At 60.2% G+C, this 21260-nt stretch carries 23 protein-coding genes and 1 pseudogene; 13 read left to right on the forward strand and 11 right to left on the reverse strand.

All coding sequences use genetic code 11. From position 1 onward, the window contains the following. Positions 1–29: 29 nt before the first annotated feature. The 4 genes from Q8X51_RS26075 to Q8X51_RS26090 are packed head-to-tail and all read left to right on the forward strand — an operon-like array spanning position 30 to position 4115. A complete protein-coding gene (locus Q8X51_RS26075) occupies positions 30–1379 on the forward strand; it encodes a GntT/GntP/DsdX family permease (protein ID WP_235865606.1) in 1350 nt (449 codons plus the stop codon). Positions 1380–1391: 12 nt separating this feature from the next. Continuing rightward, complete coding sequence (locus Q8X51_RS26080; RefSeq protein ID WP_065947215.1) at positions 1392–2252, forward strand: MurR/RpiR family transcriptional regulator; 861 nt, start codon at positions 1392–1394, stop codon at positions 2250–2252. Between the two features lies 1 nt (position 2253). After that, complete coding sequence (locus Q8X51_RS26085; RefSeq protein WP_065925968.1) at positions 2254–3717, forward strand: N-acyl-D-amino-acid deacylase family protein; 1464 nt, start codon at positions 2254–2256, stop codon at positions 3715–3717. A gap of 29 nt (positions 3718–3746) precedes the next feature. Beyond that, the gene (locus Q8X51_RS26090; protein WP_027607654.1) at positions 3747–4115 is read left to right on the forward strand and encodes a glyoxalase superfamily protein; all 369 of its coding nucleotides are present in this window, start codon (positions 3747–3749) and stop codon (positions 4113–4115) included. Between the two features lie 640 nt (positions 4116–4755). Here the strand turns inward: Q8X51_RS26090 and Q8X51_RS26095 are convergent. Beyond that, the gene (locus Q8X51_RS26095) at positions 4756–5619 is read right to left on the reverse strand and encodes a methyl-accepting chemotaxis protein (RefSeq protein ID WP_370671263.1); all 864 of its coding nucleotides are present in this window, start codon (positions 5617–5619) and stop codon (positions 4756–4758) included. Between the two features lie 39 nt (positions 5620–5658). Further along, a pseudogene (locus tag Q8X51_RS26100) lies at positions 5659–6675 on the reverse strand (methyl-accepting chemotaxis protein); the annotation flags it as partial. Positions 6676–6937: 262 nt separating this feature from the next. Here Q8X51_RS26100 and Q8X51_RS26105 point away from each other — a divergent pair. After that, on the forward strand, positions 6938–7555 hold the full coding sequence (locus Q8X51_RS26105) for an FKBP-type peptidyl-prolyl cis-trans isomerase (RefSeq protein WP_003176055.1): 618 nt from the start codon (positions 6938–6940) through the stop codon (positions 7553–7555). Between the two features lie 135 nt (positions 7556–7690). Here the strand turns inward: Q8X51_RS26105 and Q8X51_RS26110 are convergent, their stop codons facing one another. The 3 genes from Q8X51_RS26110 to Q8X51_RS26120 all read right to left on the reverse strand — a co-directional run bounded on the left by Q8X51_RS26110 (position 7691) and on the right by Q8X51_RS26120 (position 9603). Next, a complete protein-coding gene (locus tag Q8X51_RS26110) occupies positions 7691–7948 on the reverse strand; it encodes a PA4570 family protein (RefSeq protein ID WP_003194088.1) in 258 nt (85 codons plus the stop codon). Positions 7949–8107: 159 nt separating this feature from the next. After that, a complete protein-coding gene (locus Q8X51_RS26115; RefSeq protein ID WP_017254008.1) occupies positions 8108–8449 on the reverse strand; it encodes a zinc ribbon domain-containing protein YjdM in 342 nt (113 codons plus the stop codon). Between the two features lie 185 nt (positions 8450–8634). Then, positions 8635–9603: a polyprenyl synthetase family protein gene (locus Q8X51_RS26120; protein ID WP_407694722.1), complete on the reverse strand. Its 969-nt coding sequence runs from the start codon at positions 9601–9603 to the stop codon at positions 8635–8637. Positions 9604–9842: 239 nt separating this feature from the next. Between Q8X51_RS26120 and rplU the strand changes: the two genes are divergently transcribed. The 7 genes from rplU (at position 9843) to Q8X51_RS26155 (ending at position 15458) form a co-directional block, all read left to right on the forward strand. Further along, positions 9843–10157: a 50S ribosomal protein L21 gene (gene rplU / locus Q8X51_RS26125; protein ID WP_003176051.1), complete on the forward strand. Its 315-nt coding sequence runs from the start codon at positions 9843–9845 to the stop codon at positions 10155–10157. Between the two features lie 34 nt (positions 10158–10191). Continuing rightward, positions 10192–10449 carry a 50S ribosomal protein L27 gene (gene rpmA, locus Q8X51_RS26130; protein WP_003176049.1) on the forward strand — a complete coding sequence of 86 codons (258 nt, stop codon included), beginning with the start codon at positions 10192–10194 and terminating at the stop codon, positions 10447–10449. 194 nt (positions 10450–10643) lie between these two features. Then, the gene (cgtA, locus tag Q8X51_RS26135; protein WP_015885843.1) at positions 10644–11867 is read left to right on the forward strand and encodes an Obg family GTPase CgtA; all 1224 of its coding nucleotides are present in this window, start codon (positions 10644–10646) and stop codon (positions 11865–11867) included. A gap of 109 nt (positions 11868–11976) precedes the next feature. Then, a complete protein-coding gene (gene proB, locus Q8X51_RS26140; RefSeq protein ID WP_065925971.1) occupies positions 11977–13095 on the forward strand; it encodes a glutamate 5-kinase in 1119 nt (372 codons plus the stop codon). A gap of 16 nt (positions 13096–13111) precedes the next feature. Beyond that, positions 13112–13576, forward strand: coding sequence for a CreA family protein (locus tag Q8X51_RS26145; RefSeq protein ID WP_027607650.1), 465 nt, complete (start codon positions 13112–13114; stop codon positions 13574–13576). A gap of 101 nt (positions 13577–13677) precedes the next feature. Continuing rightward, complete coding sequence (locus tag Q8X51_RS26150; protein WP_065925972.1) at positions 13678–14160, forward strand: glutathione peroxidase; 483 nt, start codon at positions 13678–13680, stop codon at positions 14158–14160. A 194-nt stretch (positions 14161–14354) separates the two neighbouring features. Next, entirely contained in the window at positions 14355–15458 is a 1104-nt protein-coding gene (locus tag Q8X51_RS26155) for an NADH:flavin oxidoreductase (protein ID WP_065925973.1), read from the forward strand. Positions 15459–16313: 855 nt separating this feature from the next. On the opposite strand, the gene Q8X51_RS26160 is transcribed toward Q8X51_RS26155, so the two are convergent. Both Q8X51_RS26160 and cysZ read right to left on the reverse strand, forming a co-directional pair. Continuing rightward, on the reverse strand, positions 16314–17492 hold the full coding sequence (locus tag Q8X51_RS26160) for a glycosyltransferase family 4 protein (RefSeq protein WP_065925974.1): 1179 nt from the start codon (positions 17490–17492) through the stop codon (positions 16314–16316). A gap of 54 nt (positions 17493–17546) precedes the next feature. Continuing rightward, positions 17547–18311: a sulfate transporter CysZ gene (gene cysZ / locus Q8X51_RS26165; protein ID WP_027607646.1), complete on the reverse strand. Its 765-nt coding sequence runs from the start codon at positions 18309–18311 to the stop codon at positions 17547–17549. 294 nt (positions 18312–18605) lie between these two features. Here cysZ and trxB point away from each other — a divergent pair, with 294 nt between their 5' ends. Continuing rightward, positions 18606–19568, forward strand: a complete 963-nt coding sequence (gene trxB, locus Q8X51_RS26170; RefSeq protein WP_025858049.1) for a thioredoxin-disulfide reductase — start codon at positions 18606–18608, stop codon at positions 19566–19568. Between the two features lie 96 nt (positions 19569–19664). On the opposite strand, the gene Q8X51_RS26175 is transcribed toward trxB, so the two are convergent. From Q8X51_RS26175 to folE, 4 genes are read right to left on the reverse strand one after another with little or no spacing between them, the layout of a single operon-like run. Further along, on the reverse strand, positions 19665–20006 hold the full coding sequence (locus Q8X51_RS26175) for a HopJ type III effector protein (protein ID WP_065925976.1): 342 nt from the start codon (positions 20004–20006) through the stop codon (positions 19665–19667). After that, a complete protein-coding gene (locus Q8X51_RS26180; protein WP_027607644.1) occupies positions 19999–20295 on the reverse strand; it encodes a DUF1244 domain-containing protein in 297 nt (98 codons plus the stop codon). The genes Q8X51_RS26175 and Q8X51_RS26180 overlap by 8 nt, the downstream gene beginning before the upstream one ends. Before the next feature lie 23 nt (positions 20296–20318). Next, entirely contained in the window at positions 20319–20690 is a 372-nt protein-coding gene (folX, locus tag Q8X51_RS26185; protein ID WP_003194073.1) for a dihydroneopterin triphosphate 2'-epimerase, read from the reverse strand. Positions 20691–20692: 2 nt separating this feature from the next. Then, a complete protein-coding gene (gene folE / locus Q8X51_RS26190) occupies positions 20693–21253 on the reverse strand; it encodes a GTP cyclohydrolase I FolE (RefSeq protein WP_025858052.1) in 561 nt (186 codons plus the stop codon). Positions 21254–21260: the final 7 nt, after the last annotated feature.

Below are 21260 nucleotides of genomic sequence, written 5' to 3' on the forward strand. Positions count from 1 at the left end.
TCGACGTGACCCTTTCCGAGGAGTACCGCATGGCCGCATCACCGGGCTTCGGGCTGTTGGCATACGCTGCCATCGCCATCATTGCTTTGATCGTGCTGATCGCACGTTACCGGCTCAACCCGTTTATCGTCATCACCCTGGTGTCCATCGGCCTGGCGCTGATGGCCGGGATGCCGGCGGACACCATCATGGGTTCCTACGAGGCGGGCGTCGGCAAAACCCTGGGGCATATCGCCCTGGTCGTGGCGCTGGGCACCATGCTCGGCAAGATGATGGCCGAGTCCGGTGGCGCCGAGCAGGTGGCGCGCACGCTGATCAACCGTTTCGGCGAACGTAATGCCCATTGGGCCATGGTGTGCATCGCCTTCCTGGTGGGGCTGCCGCTGTTTTTCGAAGTGGGCTTTGTATTGCTGGTGCCGATCGCCTTTACCGTGGCGCGGCGCGTGGGGGTGTCGATCCTGATGGTCGGCCTGCCAATGGTTGCCGGCTTGTCGGTGGTGCATGCGTTGGTGCCGCCGCACCCGGCGGCGATGATGGCCGTGCTGGCGTATAACGCGTCGGTGGGGCAGACCGTGCTCTATGCGATCCTCATCGGTATCCCGACGGCGATCATCGCCGGCCCGGTGTACGCCAAATTCATCGTGCCGCGTATTCACCTGCCGGCGGAAAACCCGCTGGAACGCCAGTTCATCGAGCGCGAACCCCGTGAGCGTTTGCCGAGCTTTGCACTGACCATGGGCACCATCCTGTTGCCGGTGGTGCTGATGATGATCGGCGGTTGGGCCAACGTGATTTCCACCCCGGGTACGGGCTTCAACCAGTTCCTGCTGTTTATCGGCAACTCGGTGATCGCGCTGCTGGTGGCGACCCTGGTGAGTTTCTGGACCCTGGGCCTGGCGCAGGGCTTCAACCGCGAGTCGATCCTCAGGTTCACCAATGAATGCCTGGCGCCGACCGCGAGTATCACCTTGCTGGTGGGCGCGGGCGGTGGCCTGAACCGGATCCTCGTGGATGCAGGCGTCACTCATGAGATCCTCGGCCTAGCCCATGCCTTCCACTTGTCGCCGCTGGTGATGGGCTGGCTGTTCGCGGCGTTGATGCGGATTGCGACGGGCTCAGCCACGGTAGCCATGACTACGGCTTCGGGCGTGGTAGCCCCGGTCGCCCTGGGCCTGGGTTATCCACACCCGGAATTGCTGGTGTTGGCTACTGGCGCGGGTTCGGTGATCTTTTCCCACGTTAACGACGGCGGCTTCTGGCTGATCAAGGAATACTTCAATATGACGGTGATCCAGACCTTCAAGACCTGGACCGTATTGGAGACCCTGATCTCTGTGGTTGCCTTCGGTCTGACTTACGGTCTGTCCTGCATTTTGTAACCCGGAGCCTCCATGGACATCCTCTACCAGATCCGCGCCCGCCAGGATTCCTTCAGCGCCGGCGAAGGGCGTATCGCCAGGCTGATGCTGGAGGATGTGGGCTTTGCCGCCTCCGCCAGCCTGGAAGAGCTGTCCCAACGGGCCGAGGTCAGTACCGCGACCTTATCGCGGTTTGCCCGCAGTGTCGGTTGCCGGGACTTGCGCGATCTGCGCCTGCAACTGGCCCAGGCCAGCGGCGTCGGCAGCCGCTTCCTGGACCCGGCGGGGTTGCCTGAGCAGTCGGCGTTTCATCGGCAGATTCTTAGCGATATCGAGGCGACGCTGCGCCAGCATTTGTCGGGTTTCAACCAGGCCAGCTTTGTCGATGCGGTCAACCTGCTGGGCAAGGCGCGGATGATCCACGCGTTCGGCATGGGCGGGCCGTCGAGTTTGTGCAGCGATGAATTGCAGGTGCGCCTGGTTCGCCTGGGCTACCCGATTGCCGCCAGCCACGACCCGGTGATGATGCGTGTCACGGCGGCAACCCTGGGGCCGGAACACGCGCTGATCGTCTGCTCGCTCACCGGCCTCACCCCCGAGTTGCTTGATGTGGTGGCGCTGGCTCGCAACTACGACGCGCGCATCGTCGCCATCACCCTGGCCGACTCGCCCCTGGCGCAGTTGGCGGATGTGCTGCTGCCGCTGCAACCGGCCGAAACCAGTTTTATCTACAAACCCACGGCGGCGCGCTACGGCATGCTGCTGGCCATCGACCTGCTCGCCACCGAGCTGGCGCTGGCCCTGCCCGACGACAACCAGGAACGTTTGCGCCGGATCAAGCTGGCCCTCGACGATTATCGCGGCGGCCCTGACAGCCTGCCGCTTGGAGATTGATATGACGTACGACACGCTGATTCGCCAGGCGCTGATCATCGATGGCAGCAACACCGAAGGGTTTGTCGCCGATGTGGGGCTGCGTGACGGGCGCATCGAGACCATTGGCGACTTATCGACGGCGGTGGCCGCGCATGAAATCGATGCGACTGGCCGTGTGCTGGCGCCGGGCTTTATCGATGTCCACACCCATGACGACACGGTGGTCATCCGCCAGCCACAGATGCTGCCCAAGCTCAGCCAGGGCGTGACCACGGTGATTGTCGGCAACTGTGGCATCAGCGCCTCACCGGTGAGTTTGCGCAGCGATCCGCCGGACCCGATGAACTTGTTGGGCAGCGCTGCAGCGTTTGTTTATCCCCGTTTCAGCGACTATCGCAGCGCCGTTGAAAGCGCTCATCCAGCGGTCAACGTTGCGGCATTGATCGGTCACACGGCGCTGCGCAGTAACCACATGGACGACCTGCATCGCACTGCCACACCGGATGAAATCGCCGCCATGCGCGTGCAGTTGCACGAGAGTCTCGAGGCCGGCGCCCTCGGTTTATCCACAGGCCTGGCCTACGCCAGCGCGTTCAGTGCCGAGACCGATGAAGTGCTGCAACTGAGTGAAGAACTCACGTCCTTCGGTGCGGTGTACACCACCCATTTGCGCAGCGAATTCGAACCGGTGCTGGAGGCGATGGACGAGGCTTTTCTGATTGGCCGGCACGCACAGGTACCGGTGATCATTTCCCACCTCAAATGTGCGGGAGCGGGGAACTGGGGGCGTAGTCCGCAGCTGTTGGCAGCGTTGGAATCAGCGGCTAAAACCCATCCGGTGGGGTGTGATTGTTATCCCTATGCGGCCAGTTCCTCGACCCTGGACCTCAAGCAGGTGACCGACGCGTTTCGCATCACGATTACCTGGTCGACGCCGCACCCGGAAGTGGGTGGGCGCGACTTGCAGGACATTGCCGGCGAATGGGACGTCTCGTTGATGGACGCCGCTCGTCGTCTGCAGCCTGCGGGGGCGGTGTACTACGGGATGGATGAAGCGGATGTGCGACGCATCCTTGCGCATCCATTGTCGATGGTGGGGTCTGATGGGTTGCCCGAAGATCCGTTTCCACACCCACGCTTGTGGGGGGCGTTTCCACGGGTGCTGGGGCATTTCAGCCGGGATGTCGGGTTGTTCCCGTTGCATACCGCCGTGCACAAGATGACCGGCTTGTCGGCAGCGCGTTTTGGGTTATCCGAGCGTGGTGAAATTCGTGAAGGGCACTGGGCCGACCTTGTGTTGTTCGACCCGTTGCGGGTACGGGATGTGGCGGACTTCAATGAACCTCAGCGTGCAGCGCAAGGCATTGATGGCGTGTGGGTCAACGGCGTATTGAGCTACAGCGATGGTCGGGCGAACGGTCAGCGATCGGGGCGATTCCTGGCGCGCAGTGGGGATTTGCGTGATGGGTTTTCGACTCTATAGTGGGCGCTTTCATACACGGAGCGGTTGCCATGCACTTAGGAAAAGTTACCCCCATCCTGCGGATTTTCGATGAGGCCAAGGCCTTGGAGTTCTACGTCGACTTCCTGGGGTTCAAGGTCGATTGGCAGCATCGCTTTGAGGCGAATTATCCACTCTATCTGCAAGTGTCGCTGGGCGATTGTGTGCTGCACCTGTCCGAACATCATGGCGATGCTTCGCCGGGCGCGGCGGTGCGGATTCAGGCGCAAGGGGTGGACACGTACCAGCAGCAGTTGGCAGGCAAGGATTACCGTTACGCCAAGCCTGGGGTTGAGGAAACGCCTTGGGGATCGCGGGAGATGAGCATCAAGGATCCGTTTGGGAATCGGGTGGTGTTTGTTGAGGAAGGTGAGGGCTGAGAGGCAAATCGCAGACAATAAAAAACCGCCTTAGTAGGGCGGTTTTTTATTGCAATCCCGGTTAGTAGCTGGGGTTGCATATTCAGCGGAAGCTATGACCAGCGAGAAGAATACTACTGCCGATTGTCGCGCCCCGCAAGGACTGGCCAAGGCCGACGATTTTCACGCATTTCACTGAATGTTTAAAAAAAACGGTGGCAAGAATTGGCAATAAATTAGCGGAGCTCTGCGGAGGGTTTTCTCATCGCCCGTCACACCTTCGATGAAGATGTTGGTTAGTATCACCCCCGTTCCAAGTATGTCGTTTGTAGGTGGCTGGGTATGCGCGCGGAATTATGGACCGAACGCCACGGGCTAGTAATCCGTGCCGGATTTATGCGGGAGGAACCAAAGCCCGGCCGCCTCATCGGAAGCTATGACCAGCATCCTAAGGCCCACATGTTCCGGTAAGTGTGCTGGAGGTAAGGCCCAACTTACAGAGGGCTGAGTATGTCTAAGTTTGCACGACGTACATGGAACCTCGTAGTGAACTGCCTACGTGCTTATCACGTATGGAAGTTCCTGCGGGACAGCTTCGATGACCGCTAACGTCTGAGAAGTGGAGCCGCTTCGGGTAATACCGAAGCGGCTTTTTGGTTTCTTAAACCCGGAAGTGACTGACCATCTGCTGCAACTGGCTACCCAAACGTGCCAGTTCCACGCTCGATTTTGCCGTCTCATCGCTCGCGGTGGCGGTCTGCTCGGACACGTCACGCACATTCACGATGCTGCGGCTGATCTCTTCGGCCACGGCGCTTTGTTGTTCGGCAGCGGCGGCGATCTGCTGGTTCATCGACTGGATGTTCGACACCGTGCGGGTAATGTTTTCCAGTGACACACCGGCCTTGCGCGTCAGTTCGACACTGCTGTCGGTGAGGCTGCGGCTGTTGTTCATCACGTTGGCGACTTGCTGGGTGCCGTTCTGCAAACCGGCGACCAGGCCTTCGATTTCCTCGGTGGATTTCTGCGTGCGCTGGGCCAGGCCGCGCACTTCGTCGGCGACCACGGCAAAGCCGCGACCGGCTTCACCGGCACGCGCCGCTTCGATCGCTGCGTTGAGGGCCAGCAAGTTGGTCTGTTCGGCCACCGCCTTGATCACGTCCATCACGCTGCCGATCTTGTTGCTCTCTTGTTGCAGGTGCGCCATGGCATCGGTGGAACGTTCCACTTCGGCGGCCAGGCGTTCGATCTGGGCGATGGCCTCGGCCACCACTTTATCGCCTGCGCGGGCCTGGCCGTCAGCGTCGGCGGCGGCCAGAGAAGCTTGTTCGGCGTTGCGTGCGACTTCCTGCACGGTGGCGGTCATTTCGTGCATTGCCGTGGCGACCTGATCGGTCTCGATCTTCTGGCTGTTCACACCGGCGCTGGTCTGCTCGGTGACGGCCGACAGTTCTTCGGCGGCGCTGGCGATCTGGGTCACGCCGTCGCGAATCCCGCTGATCAGTTCACGCAAGGTGGTGCCCATGCGCTGGATGCCTTGTTGCAGTACGCCCAGCTCATCGCGACGGGTGACCTGGATATTGTGGCTCAGGTCGCCGGAGGCGATGCGCTCAACCACGGCCAGGGTTTCCTGGATCGGGCGGGTGATCTGGCGGGTGATCACCCAGGCAGCAATGATGCCGACCAGCAGTGCAAGCAAGGTGCTGATCAATTGCAGGCTACGGGCTTGTGCACTTTCGGCGTCACGGCGGTTCAACTGGATGTCGTAGAGCTTGTCACTGATGGTGACGATGTCGGCACCCTGGGTGGTCATTTCAGCACGGGCGGCGACAATGTTGGCGTTGGCGGCCTTGTAGTTCTGCACGGCGCTGCGATAGGCGCCAAGGGCGGTTTCCAAAGAGGTCAGTGCGCTTTGCTGGCTGGCGCCGAAGGCGGCGCTGAGGTCTTTCAAGCCACTGATGGCTTTTTCGATTTGTGCGGCAGCGCGGGCTTCGGTATCCGGGTTGACGTTGCCGGTGTAGCCACGTACTTCATAGCGGGCCAACTGGAACTGCATCTTGGCGTCGGCCACGGCCTGGAACTGTGCAAGGTGCTCCGCGCTGTCGGGCATTTGCTTCACACTGGCTTCCAGCGCGTCGATTTGGGCGTTGGCGATATCGGCCTTGTCGCCCATCATTTGGCGAGAGGTATTACCGTTACGGTAAGCCTCACGCATTTTGTTCAGGGATTGCTGATAAGCCGTGATGATGGCTTTCTGCTCGTTGAGCAGCTTGACGTTTTCCGGGCTCTTGAAGCTGTCCAGGAGTTTCTGTTGCTGGGCAGCGAAGGTGTCCAGGCTGGTCTGCACGTTCTGCGCCACGGCTTCGTCGCCGTTAGCGAGCATGTATTGCAGGCGCACGATGCGCAGTTTGGTCAGCGACGCGTTGAGCTGGGTGATATCGCTCATCCAGTTACTACGGTCGATCAGGCTGCCGAGGCTGGTCCAGCCGGTGAAGGCCAGGATTGAGGTGAGGACCAGTACCAGGCCAAAGCCCAGGCCCAGTTTGAGGTTGACGCTGATGTTACCGAACCAGCTGTTCATCGAATGCTCCGCGAAGGTGATTTTTTGTCTGCTGGACGGTGTTGTTGTTTGAGCCAGCCAAGGTGTGTAGGCCTGTATCGGCGAAAGGGTTTGAATCTGAAGCGCTTTTATCGTGCGTGCGACGAAGCGTCGCGATCCCGGTGCCGCTCTGCCGTGCAGGGCTCATCACGAGCGGGTCTTGTGTGCTAGTCTGCTGGCCCTTTTAGTTCAGGGCGGCGCGCACATCACTGTTTCCAGTGCTGCCCTACAGCGGAGCCTCTTCATGTCCGAAGTTAATCTGTCCACCGACGAAACCCGCGTCAGCTACGGTATCGGCCGTCAGTTGGGCGACCAACTGCGCGACAACCCACCACCGGGTGTGAGCCTGGACGCGATCCTGGCTGGCCTGACCGATGCATTCGCCGGCAAACCAAGCCGTGTTGACCAGGAGCAAATGGCCGCCAGCTTCAAGGTCATCCGCGAAATCATGCAAGCCGAGGCTGCTGCCAAGGCTGAAGCCGCCGCAGGCGCTGGCCTGGCGTTCCTGGCTGAAAACGCCAAGCGTGATGGCATCACCACCCTGGCTTCCGGTCTGCAATTTGAAGTGCTGACCGCCGGTGACGGCGCCAAGCCGACCCGTGAAGACCAGGTTCGTACTCACTACCACGGCACCTTGATCGACGGCACGGTGTTCGACAGCTCCTACGAGCGTGGCCAGCCTGCAGAATTCCCGGTAGGCGGCGTGATCGCCGGCTGGACCGAAGCCCTGCAACTGATGAATGCCGGCAGCAAATGGCGCCTGTACGTGCCGAGCGAATTGGCTTACGGCGCTCAAGGCGTTGGCAGCATTCCGCCGCACAGCGTGCTGGTATTCGACGTCGAACTGCTCGACGTTCTGTAAGACCTGCTTTTGATTACCTGTAGGAGCGAGCTTGCTCGCGAAAAACGTCAACGATGACGCGGGCATCCTGGATGAGCGCGTTGTTTATGCGGTCTTCGCGAGCAAGCTCGCTCCTACAGTGTTTTGCTGGTTTCCTCATGGATGAAATTTGCCATTGAGCTCCGTCGCCGGGCGCAACGCTCGGGCATAGCAGAACAGAAACAGATTACGCACCACTTCCTTGAGCACTCCTGGTTCACTCGAACTCAGGCCGTTGACGTCCAGGTCACCCTGATCCTGCAATTCATTCAGCGCTTCTTCTTCCAGCACCGCACAGACTTCGCCGGTTTCCCGATGAAGGATGCGCAGGTAAGGGTGTGGGCGGTCGAGCCAGGCATCTATCAAATAAGTCATGGGTACATCTCCTTGATGGGTTTCAATGAGAATAATTCTTATTCGTAGAATAGCAAGTGCCTATTGGCAGTTTCCTGGTTTTTCTGTGTGGATATTGCGAGGGGTCAACAGGGAGGGCAAAACGCCATCCCGCGCGGGCGCGGGATGGATGCAGCAGGTTCAGACTTTGCGCACGAACTCGGACTTGAGTTTCATCGGGCCGATACCGTCGATCTTGCAATCGATATCGTGGTCGCCGTCGCACAGGCGGATGTTCTTGACCTTGGTGCCGACCTTCACGACCAGGGACGTACCCTTGACCTTGAGGTCTTTGATCACGGTGATGGTGTCGCCGTCCTGCAGGACGTTGCCCACAGAGTCTTTCTTCACGGTTTCATCGCCGGCTGCTTCGGCCTCGCCATTGGCGGACCACTCATGGGCGCATTCCGGGCAGATCAGCTGGGCGCCGTCTTCATAGGTGTACTCGGAATTGCATTTCGGGCAGGGTGGCAACGTGCTCACTAAAGCTCCTTGAGATTCAGGGATGACTAAAAGTCGCACATTATATAGGGTTTTGTGATGTTGCAGGCTGTATGAAATCCAAATGTGGGAGGGGGCTTGCCCCGATGACGGTGTTCCAGTCGATATATTGACTGGCTGATCCACCGCGATCGGGAGCAAGCCCCCTCCCACATTGTAGGTATGGCTTAGTGAGTACGGGCGACCGCAAACTCACTCAGCTCAACCAGGGCATCCCGGTACTCGCTGGCCGGAAGGGCTTCCAGGCACTTGATCGCACGGGCCACGTAGTCACGCGCCAGTTGCGCGGTGTACTCCAGGGAGCCGGAAGCTTCCACGGCAGCGCGGATGGCCTCCAGGTCTTCTATCCCGCCTTTCTGGATCGCCTTGCGCACCAGGGCCGCCTGTTCCGGCGTGCCTTCGCGCATGGTGTAGATCAGCGGCAAGGTCGGTTTGCCTTCGGCCAGGTCGTCGCCGACGTTCTTGCCCAGGGTCTCTGCATCGCCACGGTAGTCGAGCAGGTCGTCCACCAGCTGGAATGCCACGCCCAGATGGTCGCCAAAGGTACGCAGGGCTTCGGCCTGCTCGGCGGTCGCGCCACAGAGCGCGGCGGCACTGTGTGTGGAGGCTTCGAAGAGCATCGCGGTCTTGCCGCGAATCACTTCCATATAGGTTTCTTCGGTGGTGCTGGCGTCGCGGACCTTGGACAGCTGCAGCACTTCGCCTTCAGCGATGATGCGCGTGGCCTGGGAAAGAATCTTCATCACCGGCATCGAGCCCAGCTCGACCATCATTTCGAACGAGCGCGAGTACAGGAAGTCGCCCACCAGCACGCTCGGGGCATTGCCCCACATCGCATTGGCGGTCTCGCGGCCACGGCGCATGCCGGACATGTCGACCACGTCGTCATGCAGCAGGGTCGCGGTGTGCAGGAACTCGATGGTGGCGGCCAGCAGGCGCAGGTCATCGCCTTCGCGGCCCAGGGCCTTGCCACACAGCAGCACTAATAAAGGACGCAGGCGTTTACCGCCCGCCGACGTAATATAGTCGCCAATTTTGGAGACCAGCGGCACTTTAGACGTCAGCTGCTGCTTGATGATGCCGTCGACGGCGCTAAAATCGTCCGCGACCGCGCGGTAGAAAGCTTGGGGTTGCATCAGCGACAGTCGCTCCAGAAGGGTTGCGCGGCATGCTAGGACCCTGACCCCCGGGTGTCAAGGCGCGATAGACGGCCACTTGCAACACCCATTTACCTTGCGTACAATCGCGCACCCTGAACTTCCTGGGCAGCACCTGCCTTACGCAATTGCATTCGGGACGTCCATCCCATGCAGCCATGCCAGCCAATACCTCTTCTTATAAAGCGCTGGGTGAGCAGGATTATCGGAGAAATACCATGTCGTACGCAGTAATTGTTACTGGTGGCAAGCAATACAAGGTCGCCCCAGGTGAATACCTGAAGATCGAAAAACTGGAAATCGCTACCGGCGAATCCGTTACCTTTGATCGCGTTCTGTTGGTCGCCAATGGCGATGACGTGAACATCGGCGCTCCAGTTGTTGCTGGCGCTACCGTTGTGGCTGAAGTGATCTCCCAAGGTCGTCACGATAAAGTCCGCATCATCAAGTTCCGTCGTCGTAAGCACCACATGAAGCGTATGGGCCACCGCCAGTGGTACACCGAGATCAAAATCACCGGTATTCAGGCTTAATTTCAGCCTAATTCCTCACTAGGAGAATTGACTCATGGCACACAAAAAAGCTGGTGGTAGTACCCGTAACGGTCGCGACTCAGAAGCCAAACGCCTTGGCGTTAAGATGTATGGCGGCCAGAAAATCATTCCGGGCAACATCATCGTGCGTCAGCGCGGCACCCAATTCCACGCCGGTTACGGTGTTGGCATGGGTAAAGATCACACCCTCTTCGCGAAAATCGAAGGCGTGATCAAGTTTGAAGTAAAAGGCGCGTTCAACCGCCGTTACGTGAGCGTTGTCGCCGCTTAATTGCGCGATCGCTGGAAAAGCCCTGTCTTGCGACGGGGCTTTTTCGTTTGTGGAGTGAGTCTCTTGCAAAGCTGTTTGTAATGGGCTCGAGCAGCTGGATTTGCGGCTGTTGATTGAGGTCCCTGCGCTCATTTTTGCAAGAGTCTTATGTCTTGGTTTCTTAAGCTCGTCCATGCGGCGAGAGGCGTTTTGTTATGAAGTTCGTTGATGAAGTTTCCATCCGAGTAAAAGCAGGCGACGGCGGTAACGGTTGCATGAGTTTCCGTCGCGAAAAATTCATCGAAAACGGTGGCCCTAACGGCGGTGACGGCGGTGACGGCGGTTCCATCTACATGATGGCCGACGAAAACCTCAACACCCTGGTCGACTACCGTTACACCCGGCACTTCGATGCCGAGCGTGGCTCCAACGGCGGCAGCACCGACTGCACCGGTAAAAAAGGCGAAGACCTGGTACTGCGTGTACCGGTCGGCACCACGATCATCGACTCCGCGACCCAGGAAGTGATTGGCGACCTGACCAAGGCCGGCCAGAAACTGATGGTTGTACAGGGCGGCTGGCACGGTCTGGGTAACACCCGATTCAAGTCCAGTACCAACCGTGCACCGCGCCAGACCACGCCGGGCAAGCCGGGCGAGCAGCGCGACCTGAAGCTGGAAATGAAAGTACTGGCTGACGTGGGCCTGCTGGGCCTGCCGAACGCCGGCAAAAGTACCTTCATCCGCTCGGTGTCGGCCGCCAAGCCGAAAGTCGCCGACTACCCGTTCACCACCCTGGTGCCAAACCTGGGCGTGGTCAGCGTCGACCGCTGGAAAAGCTTCGTGATCGCCGACATTCCCGGCCTGATCGAAGGGGCTTCCGACGGTGCTGGCCTGGGGATTCGCTTCCTCAAGCATTTGTCCCGCACCCGTTTGCTGCTGCACCTCGTCGACATGGCGCCATTGGATGACACCAGTGCACCGGACGCCGCCGAAGTGATCGTCAGCGAACTGACCAAGTTCAGCCCGGCCCTGGCCGAGCGTGATCGCTGGTTGGTGCTGAACAAGTGCGACCAGATCCTCGAGGAAGAGCACGAGGAGCGCGTCAAGGAAATCGTCGATCGCCTGGAATGGACAGGTCCGGTCTACGTGATCTCGGCGATCGCCAAAGAAGGCACCGAGCGCCTGACCCGCGACATCATGCGCTACCTGGAAGACCGTGCCGACCGTCTGGCGGCCGACCCGGTATTCAAGGCCGAACTCGCCGAACTCGATCAGCAGATCGAAGACGAGGCCCGTGCCCAGTTGCAGGCCCTGGACGACCAGCGTGCCTTGCGTCGCAGCGGCGTGAAGTCGGTCCATGATATCGGCGACGATGATTGGGACGAAGAAGACGTGGATGATGAAGACGGTCCGGAAATCATTTACGTGCGCGACTGATAGGTTGCGATAAACTCGAACGCCGCTCCCTGGAGCGGCGTTTTGGTATCCGGGTATAACGTTATGGCCAGCGCTGGGTCGCGCGGCCCTCTATCTAAGGTTGAAGATGATGCGGAGCAAAGTGACAGGTGCGCAGCGCTGGGTCGTAAAGATCGGAAGTGCGCTGCTGACGGCAGATGGCAAAGGCCTGGATCGTGCAGCCATGAGCGTCTGGGTCGAGCAGATGGTGGCCTTGCATGAGGCGGGTGTCGAGTTGGTGCTGGTGTCGTCCGGGGCGGTTGCCGCCGGGATGAGCCGCCTCGGCTGGACCGCGCGACCCAGCGCGATGCACGAACTGCAAGCCGCCGCCGCCATCGGCCAGATGGGCCTGGTGCAAGCCTGGGAATCCAGCTTTGCCGAGCATGGCCGCCACACGGCGCAGATCCTGCTGACCCACGATGACCTGTCCGACCGCAAGCGTTACCTCAACGCCCGCAGCACCTTGCGTGCGTTGGTGGAGCTTAAGGTCATCCCGGTGATCAACGAGAACGACACCGTGGTCACCGACGAGATCCGTTTCGGTGATAACGACACCCTGGCCGCGCTGGTGGCCAACCTGGTGGAGGCCGACCTGCTGGTGATCCTCACCGACCGCGACGGCATGTTCGACGCCGACCCGCGCCACAACCCCGATGCCCAACTGATCTACGAAGCGCGCGCTGATGACCCGGCGCTCGACGCCGTGGCCGGCAGCGTCGGCGGCGCCCTGGGGCGTGGCGGCATGCAGACCAAGTTGCGCGCAGCACGCCTGGCAGCACGTTCCGGGGCCCACACCATCATCGTCGGTGGGCGCCTGGAGCGTGTGCTGGATCGCCTCAAGGCGGGTGAGCGCATCGGTACGTTGCTGTCGCCCGAACGCGGCATGCTGGCGGCGCGCAAGCAATGGCTGGCCGGGCACCTGCAAACCCGCGGCACCCTGGTGCTCGACGATGGTGCGGTGTCGGCGTTGTCTCAGGGCCACAAGAGCCTGCTGCCTGTGGGCGTCAAGTTGGTGCAGGGCAGCTTCCGCCGTGGCGAGATGGTGGTGTGCGTGGCGCCCGACGGTCGTGAGATCGCCCGTGGCCTGGCCAACTACAGCGCCCTGGAAGCGCAGAAAATCATTGGACAATCGTCTGACGCGATTGTCGGACTCTTGGGTTACATGGCGGAACCGGAACTGGTTCACCGCGATAACCTGATCCTGGTCTAAACAAAGGGAATACACGATGCGCGTGATGAAGGGATTGCTCGGCCTGCTGCTGGCCCTGCCGCTGCTGGCTTCGGCCGAAGAAGTTGGCCAGGTGTCGACGGTGTTCAAGTTCGTCGGCCCCAACGACCGGATTGTGGTCGAAGCGTTCGATGACCCCAAGGTCGACGGTGTGACCTGCTATTTGTCACGCGCCAAGACCGGCGGCGTGAAAGGTGGCCTGGGCTTGGCCGAAGACCGTGCCGAAGCCTCGATCGCCTGCCGTCAGGTCGGCCCGATTCGCTTCAAGGGCGAGCTCAAGGACGGCGACGAAGTGTTCAAGGAGCGCACCTCGCTGGTGTTCAAGACCATGCAGGTGGTGCGTTTCCTCGACAAGAAGCGCAATACCCTGGTGTACCTGGTCTACAGTGACCGCTTGATCGAAGGCAGCCCGCAGAACGCGGTGACGGCGATTCCTATTCTGCCGTGGCCGACCGCTCAGTAATCCGCAGGCAAGTTTTGCAATCGGCGTCTATGATTGCAGGCTTGCGGGTTGTAATCTCGAAGCGCTGCTTTGCTAAGAACATGGGAAATCTGGAGTTCGTCATGAGTGCTTTCCACGACCTGAAACTCAAAGCTTTGGACGGACAAGAGCTGCCGCTGGCGCCCTTCAAGGGGCACGTTGTGCTGGTGGTCAACGTAGCCTCCAAGTGTGGCCTGACCCCGCAATACGCTGCGCTGGAAAACCTTTATCAGCAGTACAAGGACCAGGGATTTACCGTGCTTGGCCTGCCGTGCAACCAGTTTGCAGGCCAGGAACCGGGTACCGAGGAAGAAATCCGCGAGTTCTGTAGCCTGAACTACGGCGTGACCTTCCCCCTGGGCAGCAAGCTCGATGTGAACGGCCCTGAGCGTCACCAACTGTACCGTTTGCTGGCGGGCGAGGGCGCCGAGTTTCCAGGGGATATCACCTGGAATTTCGAGAAATTCCTGCTGGGCAAGGATGGCCGGGTCCTCGCGCGTTTCTCGCCGCGCACCGCACCGGATGATCCAACGGTCGTGCAGGCTATCGAAAAAGCCCTGAATTGAGCACCTGTCGGTGCAGCTTCAAGTTGTAAGCTTGAAGCTGCAAGTAGAAGCACATGCGCGGCTCTTGCAGCTTTAAGCTTGCAGCTGGCCGCTGCTTTCATACCCCTTAATCACCCAAATCAATAGTGCTATTCGGCACGCTGCACTCCTCATATTATCCGCATCATAAACCTCGTCTTCCGCGGAGTGCTCCCATGCCTGTCCAAGCCTTGTTCAAACCGTTCCAGCTCGGTGCACTGCAGCTGTCGACCCGTGTGGTCATGGCGCCGATGACCCGTTCGTTTTCCCCAGGTGGCGTGCCTGATTCCAAGGTCATCGAGTACTACCGCCGCCGTGCCGCTGCCGGCGTGGGCCTGATCATTACCGAAGGCACCGTGGTTGGTCACCCAGCCTCCAATGGCTACCCGAATGTCCCGCATTTCTACGGCGAGGCGGCGCTGGCCGGCTGGAAGAAGGTCGTCGATGCCGTGCACGCCGAAGGTGGCAAGATTGTCCCGCAGCTCTGGCACGTGGGCAGTGTGCGCCGCATCGGTACCGAGCCTGACGCCAGTGTGCCGGCCTACGGCCCGATGGAAAAACTCAAGGATGGCAACGTGGTCGTCCACGGCATGACCACCCAGGACATCAAGGATGTCATTGCCGCGTTCGCCCAAGCCGCCAAGGATGCCCAGGGCATCGGCATGGACGGCGTGGAAATCCATGGCGCCCACGGCTATCTGGTCGACCAGTTCTTCTGGGAAGGCAGCAACCAGCGCACCGACGAATACGGCGGCAGCCTGGCCAACCGTTCGCGCTTTGCCATCGAGTTGATCCAGGCCACCCGCGCCGCCGTCGGCCCGGACTTCCCGATCATCTTGCGTTTCTCCCAGTGGAAGCAGCAGGACTACACCGCACGCCTGGTGCAAACCCCCGAGGCCTTGGGTGAATTCCTCAAGCCGTTGTCTGATGCCGGTGTGGATATTTTCCACTGCTCCACCCGTCGTTTCTGGGAGCCGGAGTTCGAAGGTTCCGACCTCAACCTCGCCGGCTGGACCCGCCAACTCACGGGCAAACCGACGATCACCGTGGGCAGTGTCGGCCTGGATGGCGAATTCCTGCAGTTCATGGTCAACACCGACAAGGTTGCCCAACCGGCCAGTCTGGAAAAGCTGCTGGAGCGCTTGAACAACGACGAGTTCGACCTGGTCGCTGTTGGCCGTGCGCTGCTGGTGGATCCGGATTGGGCCGTGAAGGTGCGTGAAGGTCGTGAAGGCGACATTCTGCCGTTCAGTCGCGAGGCGTTGACGACCCTGGTGTAGGGGGGAGCCCAGGCCTGCGTTCACTATCGACGGCTGAGCGTGAGGGTTTAGCTGTTTCAGGCGAAAGGCTGGGTATTGAATACCCGGCCTTCCGCTTGTGTTCAGGCCATCATTCGCCTCAATGCTTATTGCCTTGTCCTTGGTCCATATGGATTAAAGCTAGAAGTGCTGTCCGTCTGGTCGGAACGTGCCCATTGAGGTGGCCTGACGGAACATTGCTCCTGGTTTGGGCGCGTACCCCCAGGTAGTGGAAGGCGGTCAGTGGGCTGCGGGCGTTGCCAGTCGTTCTGCGCCGGCTGCCAGGCGTTTTGCGAGTGTGTGGACTGTGGGCGGTTGTCATGGTTGTGCGGTGGGCGTTGCCAGTCGTTCTGCGCCAGCCGCCAGGCGTTTTGCGGGCGTGTGGACTGCGGGCGGTTGTCATGGTTGTGCGATGGGCGTTGCCAGTCATTCTGCGCCGTTTGCCAGTTGTTTTGCGGGCGCGAAGGTTGCGGGCGGTTCCAGCCAGTGTTTGCGTGGTTCTGGTGGTTTTGACCGCTTCCGGATGGGGATGCCCATGCGGAGGGGTTGAATGGTTGGAATCTCAGCGCCAATGATCCATTTATCAGTGTCGACATAGTGCTCTCTATTAGTTTTTCAGCATGAATGACCTGCCTCGTTCGAGTGTGTTTCACAGGAACACACCCCCTCTTACGGCAGGTGTCATATCAGTGGTGATAATTCGTTCGACGTTCCGGAAATATCCTGTTGTGGCGTGCCGATTCAGGCAGTCCCAAGCAGGGATTCCTACCGTTGAAACCAATATTCAAGGGGTAGGCAGGCAGGACCGGGAATTGGCCTACGTCATTCGTAGAGGGTTCAACGAATGTCAGGCAGTGTTGGAGCTGCCAAATGTTCTGCGCACACATCGCGTAACTGGTTCTCGAACTGCTCGATAATCGCCGGCCAGCCCTGGCGGCTCGCATGTTGGCGTGCATTGAGGCGGGCCCTGCGCAAATGTTCGCTGTCTTCCAGCAACCATCTGGCCGCATCGCAAAACGCGTCCTCATCACCCGGCATGGCCAGCACACCGTTGTAACCATGGCGGATATGCTGGGTCGCCGCCGCCTGGTCGTACGCCACCACACCCAGCCCGGAGGCCATGGCCTCGAGCACCACATTGCCGAAGGTTTCGGTCAGGCTGGGGAACAGGAACACATCCCCGGATGCGTAATGCCGCGCCAGTTCTTCGCCGCGCTGGGTGCCACAGAACACCGCGTCGGGCAGGTCGCGCTCGAGCATCGGGCGTTGCGGGCCATCGCCGACGATGATCAGTTTCAGCCGACGCTGTGGATAAGTTGCCTGCAGCGCGTCAAAGCAGCGCTTGAGCAGCCCGAGGTTTTTCTCCTGGGCCAGGCGCCCCACGTGCAGTACGGCAATATCGTCGTTTTCCAGGCCCCAGCTTTCCCGTAGTGCGTTGTCACGCTTGGCCGGGTGGAATAATTGGCTGTCCACCCCGCGCGCCAGCATCCCCAGGCGCTCGAAATGCCGACGCTCCAGTTCCAGGCGTTGGCTGGCGCTGGGCACCAGGGTCAAGGTCGAACGGTTATGAAACCAACGCAGGTAGTGCGTAACCATGCGGCTTAACAGGCTCAGGCCATACTGGTTGGAGTACTGCTGGAAATTGGTGTGAAAACCGCTGACCACGCTGATTCCCAGGCGCCGCGCCGCCCGCAGCGCCGACAGCCCCAGCGGGCCCTCGGTGGCGATGTAGAGCACGTCGGGGCGCTGGCGTGTCCAGCGGCGCAGCAACTTGTGCATCGACGACTGGCCCCATTGCAGGCCTGGGTAACCCGGCAGCGGCCAGCCACGGCAGAGCAGCAAGCCATCATCGCTGGGCCGGCTTGCATCGGCGCCCTGGCGCGGGCGAACCAGTTCAACTTGATGGCCACGCGCGCGCAAACCTTCGCACAGGCGGCCAAGGGTATTGGCCACCCCGTTGATCTCTGGCGGGAAGGTTTCGGTGATGAGAGTGATGTGGAGCGAAGCTGTCGTCATGACCCACAGTGTCGCCGTGGGCCATGTCGCCATTGTGTCATGCAGATGATGGATTTATGACTTGGCCACTTTCGGCGTCGCCATGGCCTCGGCGCCCTGTTCGCGCACCCAGAACAACGTCGCCCCGGCCACTGCCGCCGGCATCATCAACAGGTTGACCACCGGCACCAGCAGCACCAGGTAGACGATGCCGCCGAAGCTCATGCTCTGCCAGCGCTTCTGGCGCAGCCAGGCGAGCATTTCGTTCCAGCCCAGCTTGTGGTTATCGGCCGGGTAGTCGATGTATTGGATCGCCATCATCCACACGCCGAACAGCAACCACAGTGGCGCGGCGATCAGGTTGACCACCGGAATGAACGACAGGATAAACAGGCCGATGGCCCGTGGCAGGAAGTAGCCCAGCTTGCGCATTTCCCGGGCCAGGGTACGCGGAACCATTTCAATCAGTTCGCCCCAGCTGAAGGCCGGGAAGTCATCGGTACCCCGTACCACCACTTCGACTTTCTCGGAAAGAAAGCCGTTGAACGGTGCCGCGATGATATTGGCGAGCATGGTGAAGGTGAAAAACACCATCAGCACCACCAGCACCACAAACAGCGGCCATAGCAGGTAATTCAGAAAGCTCAGCCAGCCGGGCAGGGTCGGCATCAAGTGGTCGACCCACAGGCTGAACTGATGGCCGGCAAAGTAGATCAAGCCGACGAACAGCACCAGGTTGATCGCCAGCGGCAGCAACACAAACAGGCGCAGGCCCGGGCTCAGCACCAGTTTGAGGCCTTCACGCAGGTATTGCGGGCCGGAAAGAACAGGGGCGGGCATGGAGAACTCCGAGCAGGATGACGAACGCGCCGACCTTACCGGCTTTGCCTTCAAGGCGAAAGCGTGGTCGGTGTGACGACATCAACGGTAACAAAGGCGTCGATTAATCGGCCTGACTGCATAGAGACCGCCTATGAGCTGGATTGTTATTCCGTATTTCCTTAATCTTGCCCCCCTCGATACGCTGCACCCATTATTTTTCAGGGCCTGCGAGTTAAAGCCTTCCCCAAGTGCTTCGTGGTCCCTTTTTTATTCCAGCCGTCTTGTAGTCCGGGCGGTCGATAGGAGTGAGTCATGTCTGATACCCGTCATTCGCGAGTGATTATTCTCGGTTCCGGCCCTGCCGGTTACAGCGCTGCCGTCTACGCTGCCCGGGCCAACCTCAAGCCGCTGCTGATAACCGGCATGCAGGCGGGCGGTCAGTTGACCACCACCACTGAAGTCGACAACTGGCCGGGCGATGTCCACGGCCTGACCGGTCCGGTGCTGATGGAACGTATGAAAGAACACGCCGAGCGCTTTGAAACCGAGATCGTGTTTGATCACATCAACAAGGTCGACTTCTCGAAAAAACCTTACAGCCTGACCGGCGACAGCGGCGTCTACACCTGCGACGCACTGATCATCGCCACTGGCGCCAGCGCTCGTTACCTGGGCTTGCCATCGGAAGAAGCGTTCATGGGCAAGGGCGTTTCCGCTTGCGCCACCTGTGACGGGTTCTTCTACCGCAACAAGCCGGTCGCCGTGGTCGGTGGCGGCAACACGGCCGTGGAAGAGGCGCTGTACCTGGCCAACATCGCCAGCACCGTGACCCTGGTTCACCGTCGCGAGACGTTCCGCGCCGAGAAGATCCTGATCGACAAGCTGCACGCCCGTGTCGCCGAAGGCAAGATCATCCTCAAGCTCAACGCCACCCTGGATGAAGTCCTGGGCGACAACATGGGTGTGACCGGTGCTCGCCTGAAAAACAACGACGGCAGCTTCGACGAGCTGAAAGTCGACGGCGTGTTCATCGCCATCGGCCACACCCCGAACACATCGTTGTTCGAAGGCGTGCTGGAAGCCAAAGACGGTTACCTGGTGGTGCAAGGCGGTCGTGAAGGCAACGCCACCGCGACCAACATCGAAGGCATCTTCGCTGCCGGCGACGTGGCCGACCACGTCTACCGCCAGGCCATCACCTCGGCCGGCGCCGGTTGCATGGCGGCCCTGGACGCCGAGCGTTACCTCGACGGTTTGAAGGACGCTGCGTTCTAAATTGTTGAAATAAAAAAACCGGCTGCGAGGCCGGTTTTTTTATGGGTGCAATTTAAATCTGGGAGGGACAAGCCCTCTCTCACATTTGCATCTGACTCAGGATTTGCGGGTCAGTGGCTGGGCGGCGAATTTCACACCTGCCAACCCATGGGCAATCAACGCGCGGATATTGCCATGGTCACTGCCCTCAGGCGTGGCCACCACCGAGCGGTAATGCTCGCCAAACGCCAGCAGCGCTTCCTGGTCGCTCAAGCCTTCCAGCAGCGCCAGGCCCAAGGTCTTGCACGAACCTTCGTTCTGCCCGGCAGCGTTTTCCACATCGCCGTTGGTGAAGGCCTGCGGCTGGTAATCGTAACCGGCAGCGACAAACGCCAGGGTGTCGGCAAAAACGTGTGCGCCGCTGTCGAGGCTGGCGCGCAGGGTGTTCAAATCAGTCATGGGTCTTTCCTTTGGCGAACGCCGCCTGTTGTTCGGCGCTGGCTTCTTGCTGGTATTGGGCTTTCCACTCGGCGTACGGCATGCCGTACACCACTTCACGGGCGTCATCGAGGCTCAGCTCGATCTGGCGCTCGTCGGCCTCGGCCTTGTACCACTTGGACAGGCAGTTACGGCAGAAACCGGCGAGGTTCATCAGGTCGATATTCTGCACATCCTTGCGGCTGTCCAGGTGCGCCACCAGGCGGCGGAAGGCGGCGGCTTCGAGTTCGAGGCGTTGTTGATCGTTCATAGGGCTCACTGACAATTCAGGGGTTAGCGGCTGGCCGCCAGGGTAATCGACACCGACTCGGCAAAGCGCAGCGCATGGGGCTTGTCCACTTCGACTTCGGCGTACAGCACCGATTCGTTGCTCATCACCAGGTCCAGCAGTTCCTGGGTCAGGCGCTCCAGCAAGGCAAAGCGGTTGCCTTCCACGTGGGCGATGATGGCCTTGGTGATGGTGCGGTAGTTCAGCGCGTGGTCGATGTCGTTGTCGCGCACGGCTTCCTGGGCGGCATACAGGATGGTCAGGTTGATCAGCACATCCTGCTTGTTGAGGATTTCGTCCTCATTGATACCGATGAAGGTGCGCAGGCACAGGTCCTTGACCCGGATGCGCGCCATGCCTGGTTGAAGTTGTGGCATTGCTACTTGCTCCGTCCAATCAGTTGCAGGAACTCCATGCGCGTGGTGTTCGACTCGCGGAACGCGCCGAGCATCACCGAGGTGTTCATGGTTGAATTCTGTTTTTCCACGCCGCGCATCATCATGCACATGTGCTTGGCTTCGATCACCACGGCCACACCGGCGGCCTGGGTCACGTCCTGGATGGCGTCGGCGATTTGCCGGGTGAGGTTTTCCTGGATCTGCAGGCGCCGGGCGAACATGTCGACGATACGCGCCAGCTTCGACAGGCCCAGCACCTTGCCGGTCGGAATATAGGCCACGTGGGCCTTGCCGATAAAGGGCAGCAGGTGATGCTCGCACAGCGAATACAGCTCGATGTCCTTGAGGATCACCATCTCGTCGTTGTCGGAGGCGAACAGTGCGCCATTGACGATTTCCTCGAGGTTCTGTTCATAGCCATGACACAGGTACTGCATGGCCTTGGCGGCACGCTTGGGGGTGTCGAGCAAGCCTTCGCGTTCCGGGTCTTCGCCCAGGCCCTTGAGGATCTCGCGGTAATGGTGGGGCAGAGATAAGGTCATACAACAT

Origin of the sequence: Pseudomonas sp. Yb2C2 (assembly GCF_052112325.1) — a bacterium.
Taxonomy (GTDB): domain Bacteria; phylum Pseudomonadota; class Gammaproteobacteria; order Pseudomonadales; family Pseudomonadaceae; genus Aquipseudomonas; species Aquipseudomonas marginalis.

Bases quoted from the DNA above. Each gene is read 5' to 3' on its own strand.
- Q8X51_RS26075 (WP_235865606.1), top strand. From the start codon at position 30: ATGGCCGCATCACCGGGCTTCGGGCTGTTGGCATACGCTGCCATCGCC.
- Q8X51_RS26080 (WP_065947215.1), top strand. From the start codon at position 1,392: ATGGACATCCTCTACCAGATCCGCGCCCGCCAGGATTCCTTCAGCGCC.
- Q8X51_RS26085 (WP_065925968.1), top strand. From the start codon at position 2,254: ATGACGTACGACACGCTGATTCGCCAGGCGCTGATCATCGATGGCAGC.
- Q8X51_RS26090 (WP_027607654.1), top strand. From the start codon at position 3,747: ATGCACTTAGGAAAAGTTACCCCCATCCTGCGGATTTTCGATGAGGCC.
- Q8X51_RS26095 (WP_370671263.1), bottom strand. From the start codon at position 5,619: ATGGGCACCACCTTGCGTGAACTGATCAGCGGGATTCGCGACGGCGTG.
- Q8X51_RS26105 (WP_003176055.1), top strand. From the start codon at position 6,938: ATGTCCGAAGTTAATCTGTCCACCGACGAAACCCGCGTCAGCTACGGT.
- Q8X51_RS26110 (WP_003194088.1), bottom strand. From the start codon at position 7,948: ATGACTTATTTGATAGATGCCTGGCTCGACCGCCCACACCCTTACCTG.
- Q8X51_RS26120 (WP_407694722.1), bottom strand. From the start codon at position 9,603: ATGCAACCCCAAGCTTTCTACCGCGCGGTCGCGGACGATTTTAGCGCC.
- rplU (WP_003176051.1), top strand. From the start codon at position 9,843: ATGTCGTACGCAGTAATTGTTACTGGTGGCAAGCAATACAAGGTCGCC.
- rpmA (WP_003176049.1), top strand. From the start codon at position 10,192: ATGGCACACAAAAAAGCTGGTGGTAGTACCCGTAACGGTCGCGACTCA.
- cgtA (WP_015885843.1), top strand. From the start codon at position 10,644: ATGAAGTTCGTTGATGAAGTTTCCATCCGAGTAAAAGCAGGCGACGGC.
- proB (WP_065925971.1), top strand. From the start codon at position 11,977: ATGCGGAGCAAAGTGACAGGTGCGCAGCGCTGGGTCGTAAAGATCGGA.
- Q8X51_RS26145 (WP_027607650.1), top strand. From the start codon at position 13,112: ATGCGCGTGATGAAGGGATTGCTCGGCCTGCTGCTGGCCCTGCCGCTG.
- Q8X51_RS26150 (WP_065925972.1), top strand. From the start codon at position 13,678: ATGAGTGCTTTCCACGACCTGAAACTCAAAGCTTTGGACGGACAAGAG.
- Q8X51_RS26155 (WP_065925973.1), top strand. From the start codon at position 14,355: ATGCCTGTCCAAGCCTTGTTCAAACCGTTCCAGCTCGGTGCACTGCAG.
- Q8X51_RS26160 (WP_065925974.1), bottom strand. From the start codon at position 17,492: ATGACGACAGCTTCGCTCCACATCACTCTCATCACCGAAACCTTCCCG.
- cysZ (WP_027607646.1), bottom strand. From the start codon at position 18,311: ATGCCCGCCCCTGTTCTTTCCGGCCCGCAATACCTGCGTGAAGGCCTC.
- trxB (WP_025858049.1), top strand. From the start codon at position 18,606: ATGTCTGATACCCGTCATTCGCGAGTGATTATTCTCGGTTCCGGCCCT.
- Q8X51_RS26175 (WP_065925976.1), bottom strand. From the start codon at position 20,006: ATGACTGATTTGAACACCCTGCGCGCCAGCCTCGACAGCGGCGCACAC.
- Q8X51_RS26180 (WP_027607644.1), bottom strand. From the start codon at position 20,295: ATGAACGATCAACAACGCCTCGAACTCGAAGCCGCCGCCTTCCGCCGC.
- folX (WP_003194073.1), bottom strand. From the start codon at position 20,690: ATGCCACAACTTCAACCAGGCATGGCGCGCATCCGGGTCAAGGACCTG.
- folE (WP_025858052.1), bottom strand. From the start codon at position 21,253: ATGACCTTATCTCTGCCCCACCATTACCGCGAGATCCTCAAGGGCCTG.